The organism is Schaalia cardiffensis F0333 (assembly GCF_005886435.1).
Classification (GTDB): domain Bacteria; phylum Actinomycetota; class Actinomycetes; order Actinomycetales; family Actinomycetaceae; genus Pauljensenia; species Pauljensenia cardiffensis.
In genome coordinates this window covers 1,743,398-1,761,804 of the sequence record NZ_CP040505.1, presented here as the reverse complement: position 1 = coordinate 1,761,804, position 18,407 = coordinate 1,743,398, and the positions used below count along the sequence as shown (strand labels likewise).

16 protein-coding genes are annotated in these 18,407 nt (G+C 63.5%); 9 read left to right on the top strand and 7 right to left on the bottom strand.

The genetic code is table 11. From position 1 onward, the window contains the following. Window positions 1–2: 2 nt before the first annotated feature. Window positions 3–677, bottom strand: coding sequence for a potassium channel family protein (locus tag FFA61_RS07375; protein WP_040314053.1), 675 nt, complete (start codon window positions 675–677; stop codon window positions 3–5). 36 nt (window positions 678–713) lie between these two features. Then, window positions 714–2,237: a TrkH family potassium uptake protein gene (locus tag FFA61_RS07370; RefSeq protein WP_005963404.1), complete on the bottom strand. Its 1,524-nt coding sequence runs from the start codon at window positions 2,235–2,237 to the stop codon at window positions 714–716. Window positions 2,238–2,436: 199 nt separating this feature from the next. On the opposite strand from FFA61_RS07370, the gene FFA61_RS07365 reads away from it, so the two are divergent. The 3 genes from FFA61_RS07365 to FFA61_RS07355 all read left to right on the top strand — a co-directional run bounded on the left by FFA61_RS07365 (window position 2,437) and on the right by FFA61_RS07355 (window position 3,707). After that, window positions 2,437–2,655, top strand: coding sequence for a helix-turn-helix domain-containing protein (locus FFA61_RS07365; protein ID WP_005963405.1), 219 nt, complete (start codon window positions 2,437–2,439; stop codon window positions 2,653–2,655). A gap of 95 nt (window positions 2,656–2,750) precedes the next feature. Continuing rightward, on the top strand, window positions 2,751–2,849 hold the full coding sequence (locus FFA61_RS07360) for a 30S ribosomal protein bS22 (RefSeq protein ID WP_003792170.1): 99 nt from the start codon (window positions 2,751–2,753) through the stop codon (window positions 2,847–2,849). Window positions 2,850–3,038: 189 nt separating this feature from the next. Then, window positions 3,039–3,707 carry a histidine phosphatase family protein gene (locus FFA61_RS07355; protein WP_005963406.1) on the top strand — a complete coding sequence of 223 codons (669 nt, stop codon included), beginning with the start codon at window positions 3,039–3,041 and terminating at the stop codon, window positions 3,705–3,707. Window positions 3,708–3,802: 95 nt separating this feature from the next. On the opposite strand, the gene FFA61_RS07350 is transcribed toward FFA61_RS07355, so the two are convergent. From FFA61_RS07350 to FFA61_RS07335, 4 genes are all read right to left on the bottom strand, one after another. Then, window positions 3,803–4,249, bottom strand: coding sequence for a hypothetical protein (locus FFA61_RS07350; protein ID WP_005963407.1), 447 nt, complete (start codon window positions 4,247–4,249; stop codon window positions 3,803–3,805). A gap of 191 nt (window positions 4,250–4,440) precedes the next feature. After that, the gene (locus FFA61_RS07345; protein ID WP_005963409.1) at window positions 4,441–5,334 is read right to left on the bottom strand and encodes a 1,4-dihydroxy-2-naphthoate polyprenyltransferase; all 894 of its coding nucleotides are present in this window, start codon (window positions 5,332–5,334) and stop codon (window positions 4,441–4,443) included. Window positions 5,335–5,356: 22 nt separating this feature from the next. After that, entirely contained in the window at window positions 5,357–6,682 is a 1,326-nt protein-coding gene (locus tag FFA61_RS07340; RefSeq protein WP_005963411.1) for an AMP-binding protein, read from the bottom strand. A 390-nt stretch (window positions 6,683–7,072) separates the two neighbouring features. Beyond that, entirely contained in the window at window positions 7,073–8,053 is a 981-nt protein-coding gene (locus tag FFA61_RS07335) for a 1,4-dihydroxy-2-naphthoyl-CoA synthase (protein ID WP_005963413.1), read from the bottom strand. 59 nt (window positions 8,054–8,112) lie between these two features. Between FFA61_RS07335 and FFA61_RS07330 the strand changes: the two genes are divergently transcribed. From FFA61_RS07330 to FFA61_RS07315, 4 genes are all read left to right on the top strand, one after another. After that, window positions 8,113–9,360, top strand: a complete 1,248-nt coding sequence (locus FFA61_RS07330; RefSeq protein WP_005963415.1) for a hypothetical protein — start codon at window positions 8,113–8,115, stop codon at window positions 9,358–9,360. Between the two features lie 170 nt (window positions 9,361–9,530). Next, complete coding sequence (locus FFA61_RS07325) at window positions 9,531–10,604, top strand: o-succinylbenzoate synthase (RefSeq protein WP_005963416.1); 1,074 nt, start codon at window positions 9,531–9,533, stop codon at window positions 10,602–10,604. Next, window positions 10,601–12,355 (top strand): 2-succinyl-5-enolpyruvyl-6-hydroxy-3-cyclohexene-1-carboxylate synthase, encoded by a 1,755-nt coding sequence (gene menD, locus FFA61_RS07320; protein WP_005963418.1) that lies wholly within the window; start codon window positions 10,601–10,603, stop codon window positions 12,353–12,355. Before FFA61_RS07325 ends, menD begins: the two co-directional genes overlap by 4 nt. Window positions 12,356–12,840: 485 nt before the next feature. Further along, entirely contained in the window at window positions 12,841–14,286 is a 1,446-nt protein-coding gene (locus FFA61_RS07315) for a S1C family serine protease (protein ID WP_242600881.1), read from the top strand. Window positions 14,287–14,614: 328 nt separating this feature from the next. Here FFA61_RS07315 and FFA61_RS07310 read toward each other — a convergent pair whose 3' ends face one another. Continuing rightward, complete coding sequence (locus tag FFA61_RS07310; protein ID WP_242600882.1) at window positions 14,615–16,042, bottom strand: isochorismate synthase; 1,428 nt, start codon at window positions 16,040–16,042, stop codon at window positions 14,615–14,617. Between the two features lie 91 nt (window positions 16,043–16,133). On the opposite strand from FFA61_RS07310, the gene FFA61_RS07305 reads away from it, so the two are divergent. Then, window positions 16,134–16,853 carry a class I SAM-dependent methyltransferase gene (locus FFA61_RS07305; RefSeq protein WP_005963422.1) on the top strand — a complete coding sequence of 240 codons (720 nt, stop codon included), beginning with the start codon at window positions 16,134–16,136 and terminating at the stop codon, window positions 16,851–16,853. A gap of 277 nt (window positions 16,854–17,130) precedes the next feature. Continuing rightward, complete coding sequence (locus tag FFA61_RS07300) at window positions 17,131–18,387, top strand: geranylgeranyl reductase family protein (RefSeq protein WP_005963423.1); 1,257 nt, start codon at window positions 17,131–17,133, stop codon at window positions 18,385–18,387. Window positions 18,388–18,407 lie beyond the last annotated feature (20 nt).

The following is an 18,407-nucleotide window of genomic DNA, read 5'->3' as shown; positions in this document are numbered from 1 at the left end:
GTTCAGGGGCGGTTCGCGAAGTATTCGAGAAGACGAGCATCCCCGGAGACAATGATGATGTCTTCAGGATTGATGCGGGTCTGGGCCTTCGCATACTCGAAAGGCTGACCCGGACGCAGGATCCCGAGCATGTTCACCCCGTAACGGCCCCGCAAATCCAAGTCTTCGAGAGTGAAACCGTGGACTTCCCTCGGGGGGCGCAGCTTCATGATGGCGAAGCCGCCCTTTTCCATTTCAATATAGTCGATCATCCTTCCGCCCACGAGGTGCGCCGTGCGCTGGCCCGCGTCGAACTCCGGGTAGATGACATGATGGGCGCCAATTCGACGCAGAATCCGACCGTGCTCGCGCGAGATCGCCTTCGTCCAGATGGAGGGCATCCCAAGGTCCACGAGGTTCGCGGTGATGAGGACCGAGGACTCCAAGGAAGAACCTGCGCCGACGACTGCGGCCCTAAACTCTCGGGCGCCAAGCTGTTCGAGGGCGTCCATGGAGGTCGCGTCGGCCTCGACAAGGGGGAAGCGCCCGGCGAAAGCGCGAACCCGAGCCGGGTCCCTCTCAACGGCGAGGATTTCGTAGCCGAGCTTGTCAAGGGTGACCGCCACTGCGGAGCCGAAACGCCCGAGCCCGATGACGAGCGTCCCAGACGTCAGATCCTTGCTTTCCTCGTGTGCCATGACCGCCATTATGCCCGTTCACGGCTCTCTGCGTGCTCAGCCGATGATCGGACGCTCTTCTGGCATGCGGATGACGCGGGAACGCTCCCGCAGTGCCAGAGCGGCTGCGACCGTCATGGAGCCGGTGCGCCCGGCGAACATGAGAGCGATGAGGACGTATTTCGCCAGCGGCGGCAAAGTCGCGCTGATCCCCGTTGACAAACCAACGGTTGCGAAAGCGGAGATCGTTTCGAAGAGGACCGCGTCGAGGGAGTAGTTCGTCAAGGTGAGCAGCAAGACGACGGAGACGGCAACCATCGCCATTCCGAGGAGGGACACTGCGACCGCGAGGCGGACAACGGAAGGGGGAATGCGCCGCCCGAAGGTTTCAATGTCCTGATCGCCCCGGGCCTCGGCGATGACTGCGAGGACGAGGACCGCGAAGGTCGTGACTTTCACGCCTCCTGCAGTCGAGGCCGAGCCACCGCCGATCATCATGAGGATGTCTTGCACGAAGTGGGTCTGGGGGCGCATCGATCCGACATCGAGAGCCGATAGGCCCGAAGAGCGTGAGTTCACGCCGGCGAGGAGCGCATTGAGGATCCTCGAGGGGGTGTCGAGGGCGCCGAGGGTTGCGGGGTTCGTCCACTCGGTCAGGGCGAGCATGACGGAGCCGATGAGCGCGAGGATGAGGTACACGGAGAGGGTGAGCTTCGTGTGGAGTGCCCATTTTCTTGGTGTTCGCCAGTGGGCGTTGAGGTCTTGAATGACGGGGAAGCCGATTGCTCCGATGAAAGTGCCCAGGGTGATGGGGATCAGCATCCACCCGTCTGTCACATGCGGAGAGAGCCCTTCGACCATGATGACGAAGCCCGCGTTGTTGAATACGGAGATCGCCATGAAAACGGCCTGCCAGGCGGCGGAGAGGGGAGCATGTCCCAGGGTGAGGAACCTGGGGAAGAAAAGGATTGCGAGAAGAGCTTCGGCGCTCAAGGACGCGGTGAAGACCGCTTTGAGTAGGCCCGTGATTTGGCCGAGGCCATCGGATTTCGTCTCTTGGGCGGCGAGCATGCGCTGGGTGAGTCCCAGGTGGCGAGAAACCGCGAAACCGAGGATCGAGGCGAGGGTCATGACCCCCAGGCCACCGATCATGATGCCCAGGGCGATGACGGCTTGGCCGAAGATGGTCCATGAGCTCGCCGTGTCGATTGTCGTCAAACCCGTGACGCACACTGCGGACACTGCGGTGAAGAGAACATCAACGAAGGCGATGGGCCGTTCGGGAACGGTGGCGAAGGGCAGGGAGAGCAAAGCGGTGATCGTCGCGATGATTAAAGCGAAAACACCGAGGGCGAGGCGCGCTGGAGCGTAGCGGGCTTCGCGGGTGAACCAGCTCTTGAAGGAGTCGATTTTTCCTTCCTTCGGCCCGATAGGCCCGTCAACAGGGCGAACGAAGGGCGAAGGCGTGGTGCCGAAATCCTCCACGGTGACGGGGGTAAGCGCGGAGCCCCGTGATTTCAGATTCCCCGTACCAAGGGGAGAAACGATGGGGGAGGAGGAGCGTCTTTTGCGAGGTGCCATGCCCCGTCCTTCCTCGCCCCTTGGGGCGCGTGTCGCACTTCGAGTCGCCCGATGGGCTCCTCGTCTTCAAAGACCGAGAAGATTTCCTTGTGGAACTTGCTAAGGCTCGGCCCTCAGGCACTAGTATGTCCCCTGAGGCGGCCTAAGCAACGGATGGTCGATTCCGAGCGCCTCGCCAACGAGGTTTTCAGGAGTCTTCATGGTGCACCAGCCCGCCCCCCGTTTCATGACGGTTTCCGAAGTGGCGGATCTTATGCGCGTGTCCAAGATGACCGTATACCGCCTCATTCACTCCGGCGAGATGCCCGCGATCAGGGTCGGGAAGAGCTTCCGCGTCCCCGAAGCGGCCGTCGGTCAACTCATCAACTCCGGTCTTGCCGATCACAGTGATGATCGGGCTGCGGGAATCAGCGGCTGAAGCGGGTAGGATATCCCCGCTGCGGTCCAGACGACCGCGATCACTCGAGCGGTAGTGACCTCTGCCGCGCAAACCGAACACGAGGGAGGAACCCCATGGGCTCCGTCATCAAGAAGCGCCGCAAGCGCATGGCGAAGAAGAAGCACCGTAAGCTGCTCCGCAAGACGCGTCACCAGCGTCGTAACAAGAAGTGAGCTTCAGGGCCCGACCTCATGAGGTCGGGCCCAGCTTTTATGCGCCTTCGCCCTCGTGCACGCAGGTGGCGCTCCAGTGCCTCATCAGCCCGCCGCCGAGCGGAGCGCCCTCGTGTGTGCAGGAGAGTCGAGTGGAGCTCAAAGGGGCCCTTTCACCCCTGAGGGGAGCGGGCGTGAGAGAATCGCCCCATGACTTCGACGAAGATTCACGTCATGCGCCACGGCGAGGTGGATAACCCCAAGGGCATCCTGTACGGGCGCCTGCCCGGCTACGGGCTCACGCCCCTCGGCCATGAGATGGCGCAAAGAGGCGCGGACTTTCTTCGCGACCAGGGAGCGGACATCACCGCAGTCATCTCCTCCCCTCTGCTGCGCGCACAACTCACCGCCGCCCCGACTGCCTCCGCCTACGATCTGCCGATCATTTCCGATCCGCGTCTGATCGAGGCGGGCAACAATTTCGAGGGCTTGCCGGTGAACGCCGATCGTTCCCTGCTCCTGCGCCCCTCCGCTTGGAAGAACTATCTCAGGCCCTTGGAGCCCAGCTGGGGTGAGCCCTACGTTGATATCGCCAAACGCATGCGAGCGGCTGTCTCCGGGGCCCTCAAAGCCGCGAAGGGGCATGAGGCGCTCATCGTCTCGCATCAAAGTCCCATTACGATCCTCACGCGCTTCGCCCGCAAACAGCCTCTGGCTCATGCGCCCTGGTCGCGTCAGTGCTCTTTGGCGTCGATCACGAGCTTCGAGTTCGAAGACGCGACGCTCATTGGGATCTCCTATGCAGAACCGAGCGCCGATCTGCTTGAACACGCGCAGGACATGACGCCCGGCGATTCTGCGGCCGCGCTCAAACGCTAAGGCCTTGGGGCCCAGGGCTGAAGAGCCCAGCGCCCCGGGAAAAGCAATCAGACGGAAAGCCGATCAGAGGGAAAACGACTAGGTGGGAAAGCCGATCATTCGGGGTGAGACTCCCCTTCTGGCGAATCAGCGGAGGAATCACCTTGATCCGAAGCGGAGTCGTCTTTGAGGCGGCGGCGCCGCTCTTCTTCGGCTTTCTTGCGCTCGCGCTGGATATCGCGTTCCAAACGGAAAAGGAACTCCGGATCATCATCAGGCGCAGACGGCCTGGCGGCGGGGCCTTGAGGGCTGTGAGGGCGCTGGGAGTTCGGGAATGCAAGGCCCGGGAGCGGAGCCTGTCCGGCCTCGGCGCGGGCCACGGCTTTCACGATGATCCACGCGATCGAGCCGAGCGAGAAGGAGGGAATCGTAATGATGATGAGGATCAGCCACATCGCTTTCGGGATCCGAGCGGGGATCTGATCCTCGGGAGTCTTCACACAATCGGCTAACGCGTACACGGTGATCGCGATCCACAAGACGATGGCGGCAATCCTCAGCATCCATTGATCCTATCGTCGAGCCGGGAAGTGTGCGATGCGGAGGACAAAGCTTCAGAAGCTGAGAGGAAGGCCTCGAGGACACGCCGAAGAGGGGCGCGTGAGAAACTCTTCAAGAGTACAGAAGACAACCCCCTCAAGGAGGCAGAAGAGAAACCTCCGAAGAACCAAGAGGAGCTTTCCTGCAATGACGATCAGGCGAGGACCAAGAAGACGCTGATCTCCACGGCCCATGCGAGGGTGAACAGGCCCGTTCTTTTAATCGCGGGGATCAAGGAACTCCCACGCCTTCCACTCGCGAGCACCCAGACGGCATGCGCTGCCCCCACACTTGTGACGACGAGGGCGAGCAGGACGACAGAGACGGGAAAACCCAGGAAGGAGACGACACCACCGAGAATGCCGATCGCGAAGGCGAAGCAGGCCACGTAGACGCCGCGAGAAGGCATATCGCCCAGACGAACCGCCAGGGTTTTCTTACCCGACTCCCTATCAGAGGGAATATCTCGAATGTTGTTCGCCATGAGAAGGGCCACCGAGAGCAGCCCCAGTGCGCTCGCCAGAGCCCACAGCCACCCCGGAGCCTGCGGGATCTGCGTCCACGTCGTCCCCACGCAGGCCATGAGGCCGAAGAACACGAAGACGAAGAGCTCGGACAAACCGATTCCCATATACCCGTAGGGGGTGCGGCCACCCGTGTAGAACCAGGCGGCGACCACTGCGGCGATGCCCGGGACGACGAGGAGCCACGCGCCCGAGAGGGCGAGAAGGATCAGACCTGCGACTCCTGCGACCCCGAAGCAGGACAGAGCCGCAATGAGGACATTCTTCGGCTCCGTCAAACGCCCGCCCGTCAGTCTGGCAGGCCCCTGTCGATTCTCGTCGGTCCCTCGAATCCCATCGGAGTAGTCGTTCGAGTAGTTCACTCCGATCTGCAGTGCGAGCGCGACGAGGAAAGCGAGGCCCGCTCTCAGGGGGGCGAATGCACCCAGGTGAATGGCGGCTGCCGTACCGACGAGGACGGGGGCGGCCGCAGCGGGAAGGGTCCGCGGCCGGGCGCCCTCGATCCACTCGCTCAACGAAGCCACGTGAAGCTCTCCTTCCGGCGTTTTAACGCCACCATTCGCGCTCAGGCGAGCTCGTCGTCGAAGCGAGTTCGAGCCCCTTCATCCGGTCGATCTTCATCCCTTCGAGATAGGGGAGGGCGTCGACTGCGACAACCCTGCGCGGAGCTGCGGTGCGGCCAATGATCCCACCTACATGATCGCGAACCTTGCGTCCAAGGGCGGCCATCTGCTTGGCATCAGTGGGCATGGAGCGGGGAACGACGAGGGCGGTGACGGCCTCGCCCCACTTCTCATCGGGAGTTGAGGTCACCCACACATCGACAACATCTTCGCAAGTCAGAGCAGCATCGAGCACCTGTCGGGGAGCGACGTTGAGGCCGCCGGTGACGATGATGTCATCAGCGCGCCCATCAACGCGGACCTGCCCGCCCGCGGTGATGAGCCCCAGATCACCGGTCAGGAGCCAGGTGTGTCCGCCCTCTTCGAAGAAAGGATCGGCGGTTCCATCCAGGTAGCGGGTCATCACTGTTGGGCCACCAATGGCGATACGCGGTTGGCCGTCCTTGTCGAGAATACGGACCTCGACGCCCTCGAGTGGGATGCCGTCGTAGACGCAGCCCCCGCAGGTTTCCGTCATCCCGTAGGTCTCCCGGACCTTCAAGCCCAGTTCCCTGGCGCGTTCGATCAGGCCCGGACGGGAGGCAGAACCTCCGACGAGAATCGCCGAAAGGCGGCGCATGGCGTGAAGAACCTCATCATCCGCATCGAGGCACTCGGCCAATTGGGTGGGCACCAGCGACAAATAGCCCGGCACATCCGGGTTTTGGGTCGCTCCGGCGATGGCGGGCAGGAGCGCTCGCGGATCGAAAGACGTCTCAACATCAACGATGAAAGGATTCGTCCCGGCGAGAGCGGAACGCAACATGACAAGAGCCCCTGCAATGTGGTGAGCGGGAAGCGCGAGAATCCAATTCCCCGGGCCAGAAAGCGCGGCATCGGTCGCTTGGATGGAAGCGACGATCGCTTCGACGGATAAGCCGACGAGACGGGGATCCCCAGATGTTGAGCCCGAGGTGCGGATCACCAGGTCAATGCCCTCGAAGAAGTCCGGGTCCTCGAGTTTGTCGGCGAGCTGCGGATACTGATCGGCGGGAAAGGCCTCTGTGGGGGATTGGGAGGCACCCCGAAGAGTCGATGGGGCGACCTCTGCGGGGTCGCGAAGGACCACGACTGTGTGCGGGGCCGGGTGCTCCGGGTCCGCTAGGCGTTCTTCGTACAATTCGATGAGCTTATGTAAAGAGGCGTTCGCGAGGGCGATGGCGCCGATGTTCGTTCCTCCGGGGACGACGAGGACGCGTGGCTCGGGCATCGTGACTCCTTGTACGACTCGTGAGACTGCTGAAAAGAGATTTGTCTGTCAACAATATGCTGCTCTCGCCTCAAAAACTTGAGGAAGGCGGAAAAGCGCGAATCTGTGGCCGATTCCCCAAGGAGAGAACACAGGAGAAACCGTGTCTTTCGCGTCTTTCACACCCGCAGCTCGACGGGGCGCGCTCAGCGCAGCTCTGCCAGGTCTGCGCGTGCAGAAGCGGGCCTGAAGGGGCCCGCGTTCGCGCAGAGGGAGGGCGCTTCCCCGGAGGGCGCTTCCCCGGAGGGCGAGGACTCCCCCCCGGAGGGTGGTAGTAAGGACGAGGGCGCGCAGCGCTTGCCCGACGGTCGGGGCTTTCCCGCGGGTGGCACTCGCCGAGAAGGAACTCGCTCAGAAGTAGTAGGGGTGAGCGCTCCAATCCGGTTCTCGATGCTCGAGGAAGGCATCGCGCCCCTCCTGAGCTTCCGAAGTCATATAGGCCATACGAGTCGCCTCGCCTGCGAACACCTGCTGACCCGCCATGCCATCATCAGCGAGATTGAAGGCAAACTTCAAAAGGCGGATCGCCTGCGGCGATTTCCTCGCGATTGTCTTGGCCCACTCGAGGGCCGTGTCCTCCAACTGCGCATGCGGGACGGAGGCGTTGACCACGCCCCAACGCTCAGCCGTATCGGCGTCGTAGCGACCCGCGAGGAAGAAGATCTCACGAGCCCTTTTATCCCCGACCTGGCGGGCGAGCAGAGCCGAGCCGTAGCCCGCGTCGAAACTTCCGACATTCGCGTCGGTCTGCATGAAGGCCGCATGCTCTTTCGAGGCGATCGACAAATCACACACGACGTTCAAAGAATGGCCTCCGCCAGCCGCCCACCCGGGGACCACGGCGATCACGACCTTCGGCATGGTGCGGATGAGGCGCTGCACCTCGAGAATATGCAAACGCCCGGCCCGTGCCGGATCCACCTGCTCGCGCCGGGTTTGAAGATCCGCGTCGGCGTTGGCGCCCTCGACCTCGTAACGGTAGCCGTCGTTGCCGCGCACCCGCTGGTCGCCGCCCGAGCAGAAGGAATAACCTCCGTCCTTCGCGCTGGGGCCATTGCCCGTGAGGATCACCGCCGCAACGTCACTTGTCATTCGCGCATGATCGAGGCATCGGTACAGTTCATCGACGGTTCCTGGCCGGAAAGCATTGCGGATGTCGGGGCGGTCGAAGGCGATGCGCACAACGGGCAGATCCTCCCCGAGGGGGTGCCCGTCAATCTCACGGCCGCGAGAAATCCCCCGGTGATAGGTGAGGTCGTGAAGGTCGAAGCCGACGACTTCACGCCAGCGATCCGGGTCGAAGGTGTCGGAAACGAAGGGGAGTGCACTCATGGGTTCAGGGTAGGCGATCCGCCTGAGCTCTTCTTGCCCTCGCCCGCTACTCTTCGTCCATGACCTCCCTTTTCGTGTCGATTCTTGCAGCCTCGCCGCGCGCCACCGCTTTCGCTCTCGATTGCGCTCACGCCCGAGCCCGAGGACGTGCCTGGATCGCTGATTTCGACACCGATCCGAAGAGCGCTGTGGAAGAGGTCGGGCTGCTCGTCCTGGCCCTCGCCCACGGGGCTCAGGGGGCTTTAGCGCGCGGGCGCGTGCTTGGAAACGCTTCTGATCTTTTCACTGATGATCCAGCGCAAGACAGGGGACTCGGCATCGAGACAACGGGGCGCGAAGGAGCTGGGATGGAGAAAAGTGGCGTTGAAGCAGTCGACCTTGAGGGAACCGGCGTTGAGGGAGCCGACCTTGGGGGAACGAGGCGCGATGTGCAGAGCGCGCCCCGGATCCTGTGTGTGTCGACCACGCCCACAGCCTCGCTCGCGATCCAACGTTGGCACGCGAGCTCCTGGGAAGCGGGCTACTCCCTCGGAATCCGCGAAGCGCAAGAGTGTAGCGAAGCACTTCAGGGCTTGAGTGAAGCACTCCTGAGGGGACATGGGGTTCCCAGGGGAGCAGGGGATGGGGACAGACAAGAGTGGACAAGAAGTGGGGATCTGCCTCGGATTCTCATCACCGACTCGAGTATCGAGGAGGAAGGGCTTTTCCCCTTTGTCGAGGAGGGCATGCAGGTGATCCTCGACTATTGCGAGGATGAGGGCGATGAGGGAGTTCTCGACTCGGGATTCCTCGTCGATCGGATCTCCCGAGCGGGCCGCCACACACAAGCGCTTACCGGAACGCCGGGCCCGCTTTTACGTGACGTCGCACCCACCCTGAAAAGAGCGATGGACCGCCTCCTCGATCCTTCTCCCGCTGCCAGAAGCCTGCAAGCCCGTGCATCCCTCCTCGTCGAGCAGGGAGAAGAGGAAGAAACAATCGCCCTCCACCCCGCAGGAGGGGCGGCAATCACCCGTGAGCCCTGCGGCACGGGAGCCCTGTGGCGCATTGGAAGCGTTGTGGATTCAGCGACGAGACGCGGCCTGCTCAACCTGATCGGCGCCTATGCGAGAGTACAGCTGAGCAGGGCCGATCTGCCCGATGGGATTGAAGCGGCCCAAAGGGGCGGGATGCTGCTGCTCATCAACCATGCGGATCGTGCGCGCGAGATCTCCGGGGTGTTCGGAACTGATCGGGTGAGTGGGAGCCTGTGCACCGGGCATGTCGTCCTTGGACGTGCAGGCGCCATGGCCGTGGCGGCCCTCTGAAACACAGGCAGGTGCAGGAGCATCGGCACGGGCCGAGCGTCTTCACGAGCAAGGAGAATCAGCCACCGCCTCGATGACTGCATCCCCACTCGGGAATCGCTCGAAGCGCCCCAAGCCCGGTTTCACAGCCCGCGCGAGTCGCTAGTCGCTGCCTCGGGCACAATGGACGCATGAAGAATCACGGCGCAGCCCTCACTCGCATCCCCCTCGAAGGACTGTCCGCACCCGTTCGCCGCGTCCTCGGCGCCGTCGATGACCTCCTCGTCCACTCCCTGAAGATGAACGTCCGATTCCGACAACTGAACAGGCGAGACGGCCTTCTCCTGCACGGCCCCTTCGGCTGGGCCGAAGCATCCCCCTTCTGGGACTACGATCCCAAAGAATCTGCGAACTGGCTGGCCGCAGCGCTCGCCCATGCGAATGAAGAACGCCCCACGCCGCTTCGTGAGCGTGTTCCCGTCAACGCGACGATCCCCGTGATCGCCCCCGAAGAGGCGTACAAGAAGATCCTCCACTCCGGGGGCTGTGCGACAGCAAAAGTGAAAGTCGCAGACCCGGGCACACCCCTTCATGAGGACATTGAGCGAGTCCGGGCCGTCGCCCTCGCCCTCAAAGAAACAGTCGGTGAAGCGGCTCGGGTGCGCGTCGACGCGAACGGCGCCTGGGACGTGGATACGGCGATCAGCGCGATCAACGCCCTCGAGGAAGCGGCCCACGACGCCGGGGGACTCGAATATGTCGAGCAGCCCTGCTGGAGCGTGCCAGAACTCGCTCGGGTCCGATCCGCCGTGAAAACCCCCATCGCCGCCGATGAATCGATCCGGCGCGCCCCAGACCCCCTGGCCGTCGCCCGCGCCGGTGCCGCCGATGTCGCGATCATGAAAATCGCTCCCCTCGGCGGTATTCGCCGAGCCTTAAGAATCGGAGAGGAGAGTGGACTGACGCTCGTTATCTCCTCCGCCCTCGAATCCTCAATTGGCCTGGCAGCCGGAGTGCACGCCGCCGCCTGTCTGCCCGGCGAGCCCCCCGCCTGCGGTTTGGCGACCGGAGGATTCTTCACAGCAGACACCGTCGCCGAGCCCCTTCGCGTCGAGGAAGGACACCTGCCCTTGCGTGAACTCGAACCCGATCTGAGCCTGCTCGAAGGGCCCGGAGTCGCCCCCGAACTGAGCGAACAATGGCTGCACCGACTCGACGCCATGTGCGCCCACCTCGACGAGAAGCGGAGCGAGGAGAAACGATGAGCCACCCCGCTGAAAAGCTCGCCCGCGCGATCCTCGCAGCCCTCATCGGCGCGGGAGTGAAAGACGTCGTCTACTGTCCGGGCTCGCGCTCAGCCCCCTTCGCCTATGCGCTTGACGCCGCCTGCCGAGCCGGTCATCTGCGCGCGCATGTGCGACTCGATGAGCGTTCCGCAGCCTTCCTCGCCCTCGGATTGTCAAAAGCCGGACGCAGTGAAGAGGACGGGGCGGAATCAGAACCCGCGCTTTCCACTTTGAGGCCCTGCCTTCGCCCCGCGCCCGTCGCGATCATCACGACCTCAGGAGGGGCGGTCGCTGAACTTCACGCCGGAGTCGCCGAGGCAAAGCATTCGAGGCTCCCACTGCTCGTCATCAGCGCCGATCGTCCCGCCGAAATGCGGGGAGTCGGAGCCTCACAGACCACCAGTCAGCCCGGAATCTTCTCCTCCCACGCCCTGGAAGTCCTCGACCTGCCCGCAGAAACAGCCTCCGATCAGAGCCTGAACGCCAGGGTCCGCCGTCTGCTCGCACACGCCGAGGGCATCCCCACAGGAACCCCCGGCCCGGTTCAACTCAATGTCGCCTTCCGTGAGCCCCTCACCCCCGAGGGCGGCTCCATCACTCCAGTGCCCTTCCTCCTCGAGGGAGAATCTACAAAAGTTCTTCGCGCCCCCACGCCCCGGGTTGAATGGAAGGAAGCGGTCAGGGAGGGGATGCGCACCCTCATCCTCGCCGGAGATGGAGCCGACCCGGATGCTTCCATCTGGGCATCCCGGGCCGCACTTCCGATCCTCGCCGAGCCCTCGAGCGGCCTCGCCTGGGATGAGAACGCCATCCCCTACCAGCAGTCCCTCCTGTCCGGCCCCCTCGCCCGAAGCGTCGAACAGGTGATCGTCACGGGACGCCCCACCCTTTCGCGTTCAGTGTCGATGCTCCTCGCGCGCACAGACCTGCGGCTCGTAGTCATCGACCCCAGTCCAGAATGGACCGATGTCTCAGGCAATGCGGCCCTTGTCGCGCCGGGACTGAGCGCACCCTGCGAACCGGTGAGCTGCGACCAAGGCTCGTGGCTTGAAGAATGGCGCGAGGCCGCCCTCGAAGCGGGGGAGAAGATCACCCGCCTCGTCGAGGACGAACCCCTCTCGGTCCTCGGCATTGCCCACACCGTGATGGCTAAGGACACACGAACCCTACTGCTCGGCGCTTCCAACTCCGTGCGCGCGGTCGACCTCGTGGGCCGGGCGGGCGCCAAACGCCTCGTGGTCGCCAACCGCGGGCTCGCGGGCATTGACGGGACCCTCGCCACCGGGATCGGCCTTGCCCTCGCAAGGGGAGAGGCAGTGACGATCCTCTTGGGTGACTTGGCGTTCTGTCACGACGCCGGGGCGCTCGCAATCCCCGCAGAGGAAAAGACACCCGACCTGCTCATCATCGTCGCCGACGATTCAGGCGGGGGGATCTTCGCCGGACTCGAGCACGGCCTTAAGGAGAACGCGCCGACTTTTGAACGCTGGTTCGCAACCGCCCAGCCCACCTCCATCCGAGAGCTCGCCGCCGCCTATGGCGCCGACTATCGAGAAGCACACACGAGAGCCGAGCTGAGTGAGCTCATTGGCGAGGAGGGGAAGGGGATCCGGATTTTGCGAGTCCCCTGCTCCAGGCCGAGCGCGCTCGCGGCTGTGAAAGCGGTGTGCCGACGGGGTGAAGGCTCGCGCCCGATGCGGGCAGAGATGAGGCCGATAGCTGAGGAGTGAGACAGTGGCGTACAGGAAACATGCAGGCGAGTATCAGTGTTGAGGCAAGGAAGGCGCCCATACTGTCTCTCATCAGCCGATAGGCAGTGAAAGAAGGACTTATGACAACGACCCCGCAATCTGATCCCTTGAATGCTCACAGGGGCTCTTCTTCGAATCCGCAGAAGAATGAGGATGCGGAGACGATGCACCTGCCTGTAACCCCGGAGCGCGAGGGTGCAGGGCGAGACGCGCAGCAGACCTCGGTATTCTCAACTCCCTCCCCTTGGACGCGCGGGAATGCTCACACGCAGGAAGCAGCGGCCTCCACTGTGCCCATGCCGAGGGCGAGCACACCTAGTGGTACTCAGGTGCCCACTACGCAGATGCCGAGGGCAGGCGCACCCAGCGGCGCTCAGGCCCCCTCCTTGGGCGCCCCCCGTGCTGCTCAGGCCTCATCGGGGCCGCGACATGGGATGCCTGGGCAGGCGGGACACTCTGCCCGGATGGGGCAAGCCCCCTTCCCGGGGCCGAGCGCTCAGACAAAGCCCCTGAGCCCCACTCCTTCCACTCCCGCCTCGACCTCGGCCGCGGATTTTGCGAGCGCACAGCCCTGGCCGATGAGCCCTCAAGGGGCGCGAACGCCGATTGATTCGCAGACGAGTGCTACTCCACAGACGAGTGGTGGTCCGCAGATGAATGGAGAAGCTCCTCCCTCCAGGCCCAGGGGCGCAGGCGGCAGCAAAGAAACGAAGAAAGGCCCCTCCTGGTTGGCCCTCTTCCTCGCGATGCTCCTGACCTCCGCTTTGACCCTGGGCGGATCCTGGGCGCTGTTCAATGGTAAGCCCCACGCCACGCCCCACGCGTCGACGAGCACCCAATCCGAGGGGCCCTCGACGGTTCAGCCAGTCTCAACGACCGGTGACAGCCCCGACTGGGCGGCTGTTGCGCGCGCCGTTTCCCCGGCGACTGTGACGATCAATGTCTCCTCGAGCTCCAGCTCCGGAGTCGGCTCCGGCGTCATTTACGACGCGCAGGGCGATATCGTGACGAACTACCACGTGATCTCCGCGGCCCTCGACGGTCAAGGAAGGATCACCGTGACCCTCGCCGATGGGCGCATGTACGAGGGAGAAATCCTCGGACACGATCAGACGACTGATCTTGCGGTTGTGCGCCTGAAGAACCCTCCTTCGGATCTGACCGTCGCAACCTTTGGCTCCTCTAAGGACCTTTCAGTCGGGGACGAGGTCATGGCAGTCGGTGCGCCCCTCGGCCTGTCGAACACGGTGACCACGGGCATCATCTCCGCTTTGAACCGACCGGTTGAGGTCTCCACCGAAAAATCAGAGTCCGAACAGCTTGATCCCAATGATCCTCTCAATCCGAATGATCCCTTCAACCAGCTCCCCGGAGTGCCCAACCCTCAGGCGGCCTCCTCAGAGTCGGTGATCACGAACGCGATTCAGGTTGACGCCTCCATCAACCCCGGTAACTCTGGGGGCCCGCTCTTCGATTCATCTGGCCGGGTCATCGGCATCAACTCCTCGATCGCATCGAACTCGAGCTCTTCGGACAAGGCCGGGTCGATCGGCCTGGGATTCGCGATCCCCGTCGACCTCGTCACTTCGGTCGCTGAGCAGATCATTCAGACGGGCACTGTTGAGCATGCGGTCCTCGGCGTCTCCGTGACGACGGGGCAGACCCAAGTCGATGGTTCGACTGTTGCCGGAGCCGAGGTCGCGGAGGTCTCTCGAGGCGGCGCAGCTGAAGCGGCGGGTCTGCGCAAGGGGGATGTGATCCTTGCGGTGAATGGCGAGTCCGTTTCCTCTTCGAAGCAGCTCACCGGTTATATTCGCCGCTACAAGAGCGGTGACTCTGTTGAGATTACCTACGTGCGTGAGGGTGTGAAGTACGACGTGATGACGACCTTGAAAGCGAAGCAGCAGTGAGTGCGTGAATGCGGTGCCCGTCCTCGGAATCGAGGGCGGGCACCGCGCATTGAGGGGACACTGCGCGTATTCACGGCGGGCATTGTCTTGGGCAGACGGCATTGTCTTGCAGCAAGGGGCAGCGGCTCTTCTCGGGCTCCGAGGGTACGGTCCTTCTTGGGAGCGGGGCCCTGCTTGTTCAGAAGCACACTCAAGCACTCGCGTTCGCCGCGCTGAACTCGGCGGCGAAGGTGCCCGGCCTATATTCAGAATCACTCTCAAGCACTCGTGTGGACGGAGCTTGCCGGGCCCGAGACACCCGGGCTGTGCGTGCTTTCGGCTGGTGTTCCTATGCCGTGGTGTCTACGCCCAAAGCGTCGAGCAGGGGAGCCATCTTCCTTCGAGTCTCCGCCAACTCCTCGCCCGGATCGGAGTCGGGCATGATGCCGCCCCCGGCGAAGATCCTCAGTGCCCTTCCCTCCTCCTCGAGCGCTCCGCAGCGCAGCGCAATACAGAACTCGCCTTCGCCGTTCGCATCAACCCAGCCGACGGGGCCGGAATAGCGGCCCCTTTCGGTGCGCTCGTGCTCTTCGAGGAGTTCAAGAGCAAGATCCCTCGGGGTTCCGCACACTGCAGCCGTCGGGTGCAGGGCCGCCACGGCCTCCAGAAGGGAGAGCTCACCTAAACGGGCTTGAACATCGCTCGCCAGATGCGCAACATTAGGAAGATCCAAGATGAAAGGGGTCTCAGGCACTTGCAGGTCGTCGACGATCGGGCGCAGCGCTGAGGCCACGGACTCGACTGCGAGCGTATGCTCGCGCAGATTCTTCTCCGACTCCAAAAGCTCGGCACCCCGCCCAGCGGGAGAGGTGCCCGCAAGGACCCGAGAATGCAAGACGCCATCGGCTGCGGAACCCAGCATCTCCGGGGATGCGCCGATGAGTGAATCTACGCAGAACCTCCAGGTCTGCGGGTAGAGAGAGTCGAGGCGTTCGAGCAGGTAGTGGACAGTGATCGCAGAATCTGCGCGCACTAGCATGTCGCGGGTCATGACCGCTTTCGAAGCGTCACCGGCCCTCAGCCTCGCCGCGAGCGCCTCAACGGAGGCCCGCCACTCCCTTTGAGTCATGCGCCCCACATCGGTGCGCAGTCCACGCGGGGGCCTGGGGGATGTGGGAGTTGTGGAAGCGAGGACTTCGAGGGGATCGGGCATCGGCGAGGACGAGGAGATGGAAACCGCCCAGCGCCCCTCAGGAGTGTCGATCAGGAGGAAACTCGGGACGATGAGCGTTGACTCTGTTCGAGCTGAAAAACCAAAGGAACCGAAGGCGATGGGAAAGGAAGGAAGAGCCCGCTCGAGGTGTGAAGCCGCTTCAGCCGAAGGAGAGTCGCCCGAAAGCGAGTCGCCCGAAAGCGAGTCGCCCGAAAGCGAGTCGCCCGAAAGCGAGTCGCCCGAGAGTGGGGCGCGTGAAGTCCGCTCGCCCGAATCCCGGTCTTTCGAGTGTGGGCCATGAACATCCACACTCACGCTCGAGGCCGCGCGAAGACGATCCCACCAGGCCCCGGCCTCGCCAATCGCATGAACACCCGAGCCCTTCCATGCGGCTGCGCGCCCCCAGCCGACCATCTGACACCTGAAACCCAACCACGCCAGGGCTACAGCATCCTCGCGGGGGTCCTCGGGGAGGAAATGAAGCGGAGGAGTGTCCGCCCATTGCGTGCCCGCGAGCGAGACGGCTCTGGCGTGGAGGGACTCGGTCGTGGAGGCGTTCGGCATGGCGACCATCCTACGCGCGTGAACACCCGCCCACCCTCCTCAGCTTCTTCGCCACCCTGAGGTCAAGGGCCAGGCGTGGGATGATTGACCCATGATGCCAGCCGATTCCCCTGTCCTGCGTGCAGATCTGACCAAGGCGCCCAGTGAGATCGCCTCCATGTTCGACCACGTGGCCGAACGCTACGACCTCATGGACCTCATCATGACCGGCGGGATGGACCGCGTGTGGATGAAGGCCTTCCGCAATGCAGTTGCGCCCCTGCCAGGCGAGAAGGTCCTCGACGTGGCCGCAGGAACCGGAGCCTCTTGCGCGGTGCTCGCGAAAGCGGGGGCGGAGGTGACTGCCTGCGACCTGTCTGAAGGGATGATCGAGGTCGGACGTAAACGCCACCCCGATATTGAGTTCATCCAGGGCAATGCGATGGAACTGCCTTTCGAGGAAGCCTCCTTCGATGTTGTGACGATTTCCTGGGGTTTGCGCAATATTCCCGACCCGGAGCTGACTTTGAGGGAAATGGCTCGCGTCGTGCGTCCCAAAGGGCGTCTCGTCGTCTGCGAATTCTCCACTCCGCCGAATCCGCTTTTCCGCTCCCTTTACGAGTGCTACCAGTCGAGTGTCCTCAAATATCTTGCGAAGGCCTTCTCTTCCGACGAGGCCGCCTACGACTATCTCGTCGAGTCGATCCGCGATTGGCCCGACCAGCGCACAATCGGCGAGATGATCGCCCGAAACGGCTGGGCCTCGGTCGAATACCGCAACCTGACGGGCGGTATCGCGGCCCTGCATCGGGCGGTCAAGCCCCTGCCCTGAGGCCTGCGCGCCTCGGCAAGGAAAAGGGAAGAGGAAGACGCAGCGAATTAGGTGCGCCTTCCTTTTCTAAAATGTCTTCTGCTTTTCGCCTCGCAAGCGCAGAAAAACCATGCGAATAGCGCAATTACAAGCCGCGGAGCAACACCCTCACGGAAAGGGCTAGGCTAGCGAATCGGAATGCGGTGCAGTGCACACCGCTCCGCTTTGCACATCTGCGCAGCCAAGGGCTGCGCAACACTTGGGAGGACTACCAGTGGTCGATGACCTACCTGGCACAATGACGGCCGACGTGGTCGTCGTCGGCGCAGGCCCCGCTGGAGCCTCCACCGCCTACCACCTCGCCTCCCTGGGCATCGACGTCCTCGTCCTCGAAAAAGCCCAATTTCCCCGCGACAAGATCTGCGGAGACGGACTCACCCCCGCAGCCGTCCACGAACTCATCCTCATGGGAATGGACACCTCCGAGTGGACCCGCAACCGCGGCCTGACCGTCATCGGCGGCGGACACACCATGACCCTGGGCTGGCCCGACCAGAAATCCCTCCCCGGCTACGGGATGACTCGCGCCCGCACACAACTCGACCACGAACTCATCACCCGAGCCCGCCAGGCCGGGGCCCGCCTCATCGAAGGTGCAACAGTCACCGGCGCAATCCAAGACGCCACCGGGCGCGTCCTCGGCGTGAATGCCCGCATCGGCCGAGGCGATAAGGCGCGCGAATTCAGCGTCCACGCCAAACTCGTCGCCGATTGCGGAGGAGTCGCTGCGCGCCTGGCGACCTTGCTGGGCCTGGAGAAGAAACACAATCGCCCCATGGGGGTCGCTGCACGCGCCTACTTCCACAGCCCACGCGGCGAAGAAGAGTTCATGGAAACCCACCTCGAACTGTGGAACGGTGAACCCGGAAAATCCGAACTCCTTCCCGGATACGGCTGGATCTTCCCCATGGGCGCAGGCGTCGTCAACGTCGGCCTCGGCTCCGTATCCTCCACGGCGAACGCGACCCAGCTGCCCTACAAGAAGATCTTCGAACAGTGGACCGCGAACCTGCCCGAACACTGGGGCTTCACCGCTGAAAACCAGATCGGCCCATTGCGTTCCGCAGCCCTGCCGATGAGCTTCAACCGCTCACCCCACTACATTTCCGGCCTCGTCCTCGTCGGCGACGCAGGCGGCATGGTCTCGCCCTTCAACGGCGAGGGAATCGCCCCGGCCCTCAAAGCCGGTCGTTTCGCCGCCCACTGCGCCGCCCAAGCTCTCTCGCGCCACAGCCGGGCGGGCTTCGACCGGGCAATGAGCGAATACCCCGAGCTGCTGCGCGAAGAATACGGCGGCTACTACCAACTCGGACGGATCTTCGTCGCCCTCATCGAAAAACCGCAGATCATGCAGCTGTGCACGAACAAGGGCCTGCCGATCCCGCGTCTCATGACCTTCGTCAACAAACTCTTGTCCGACGGCTACGAACGCAAGGGCGGCGACCTCGACGATCGCCTCATCACAATGCTCACACGTCTGGTGCCCTCCCTATGAACCACAAGGGCACCAACCTC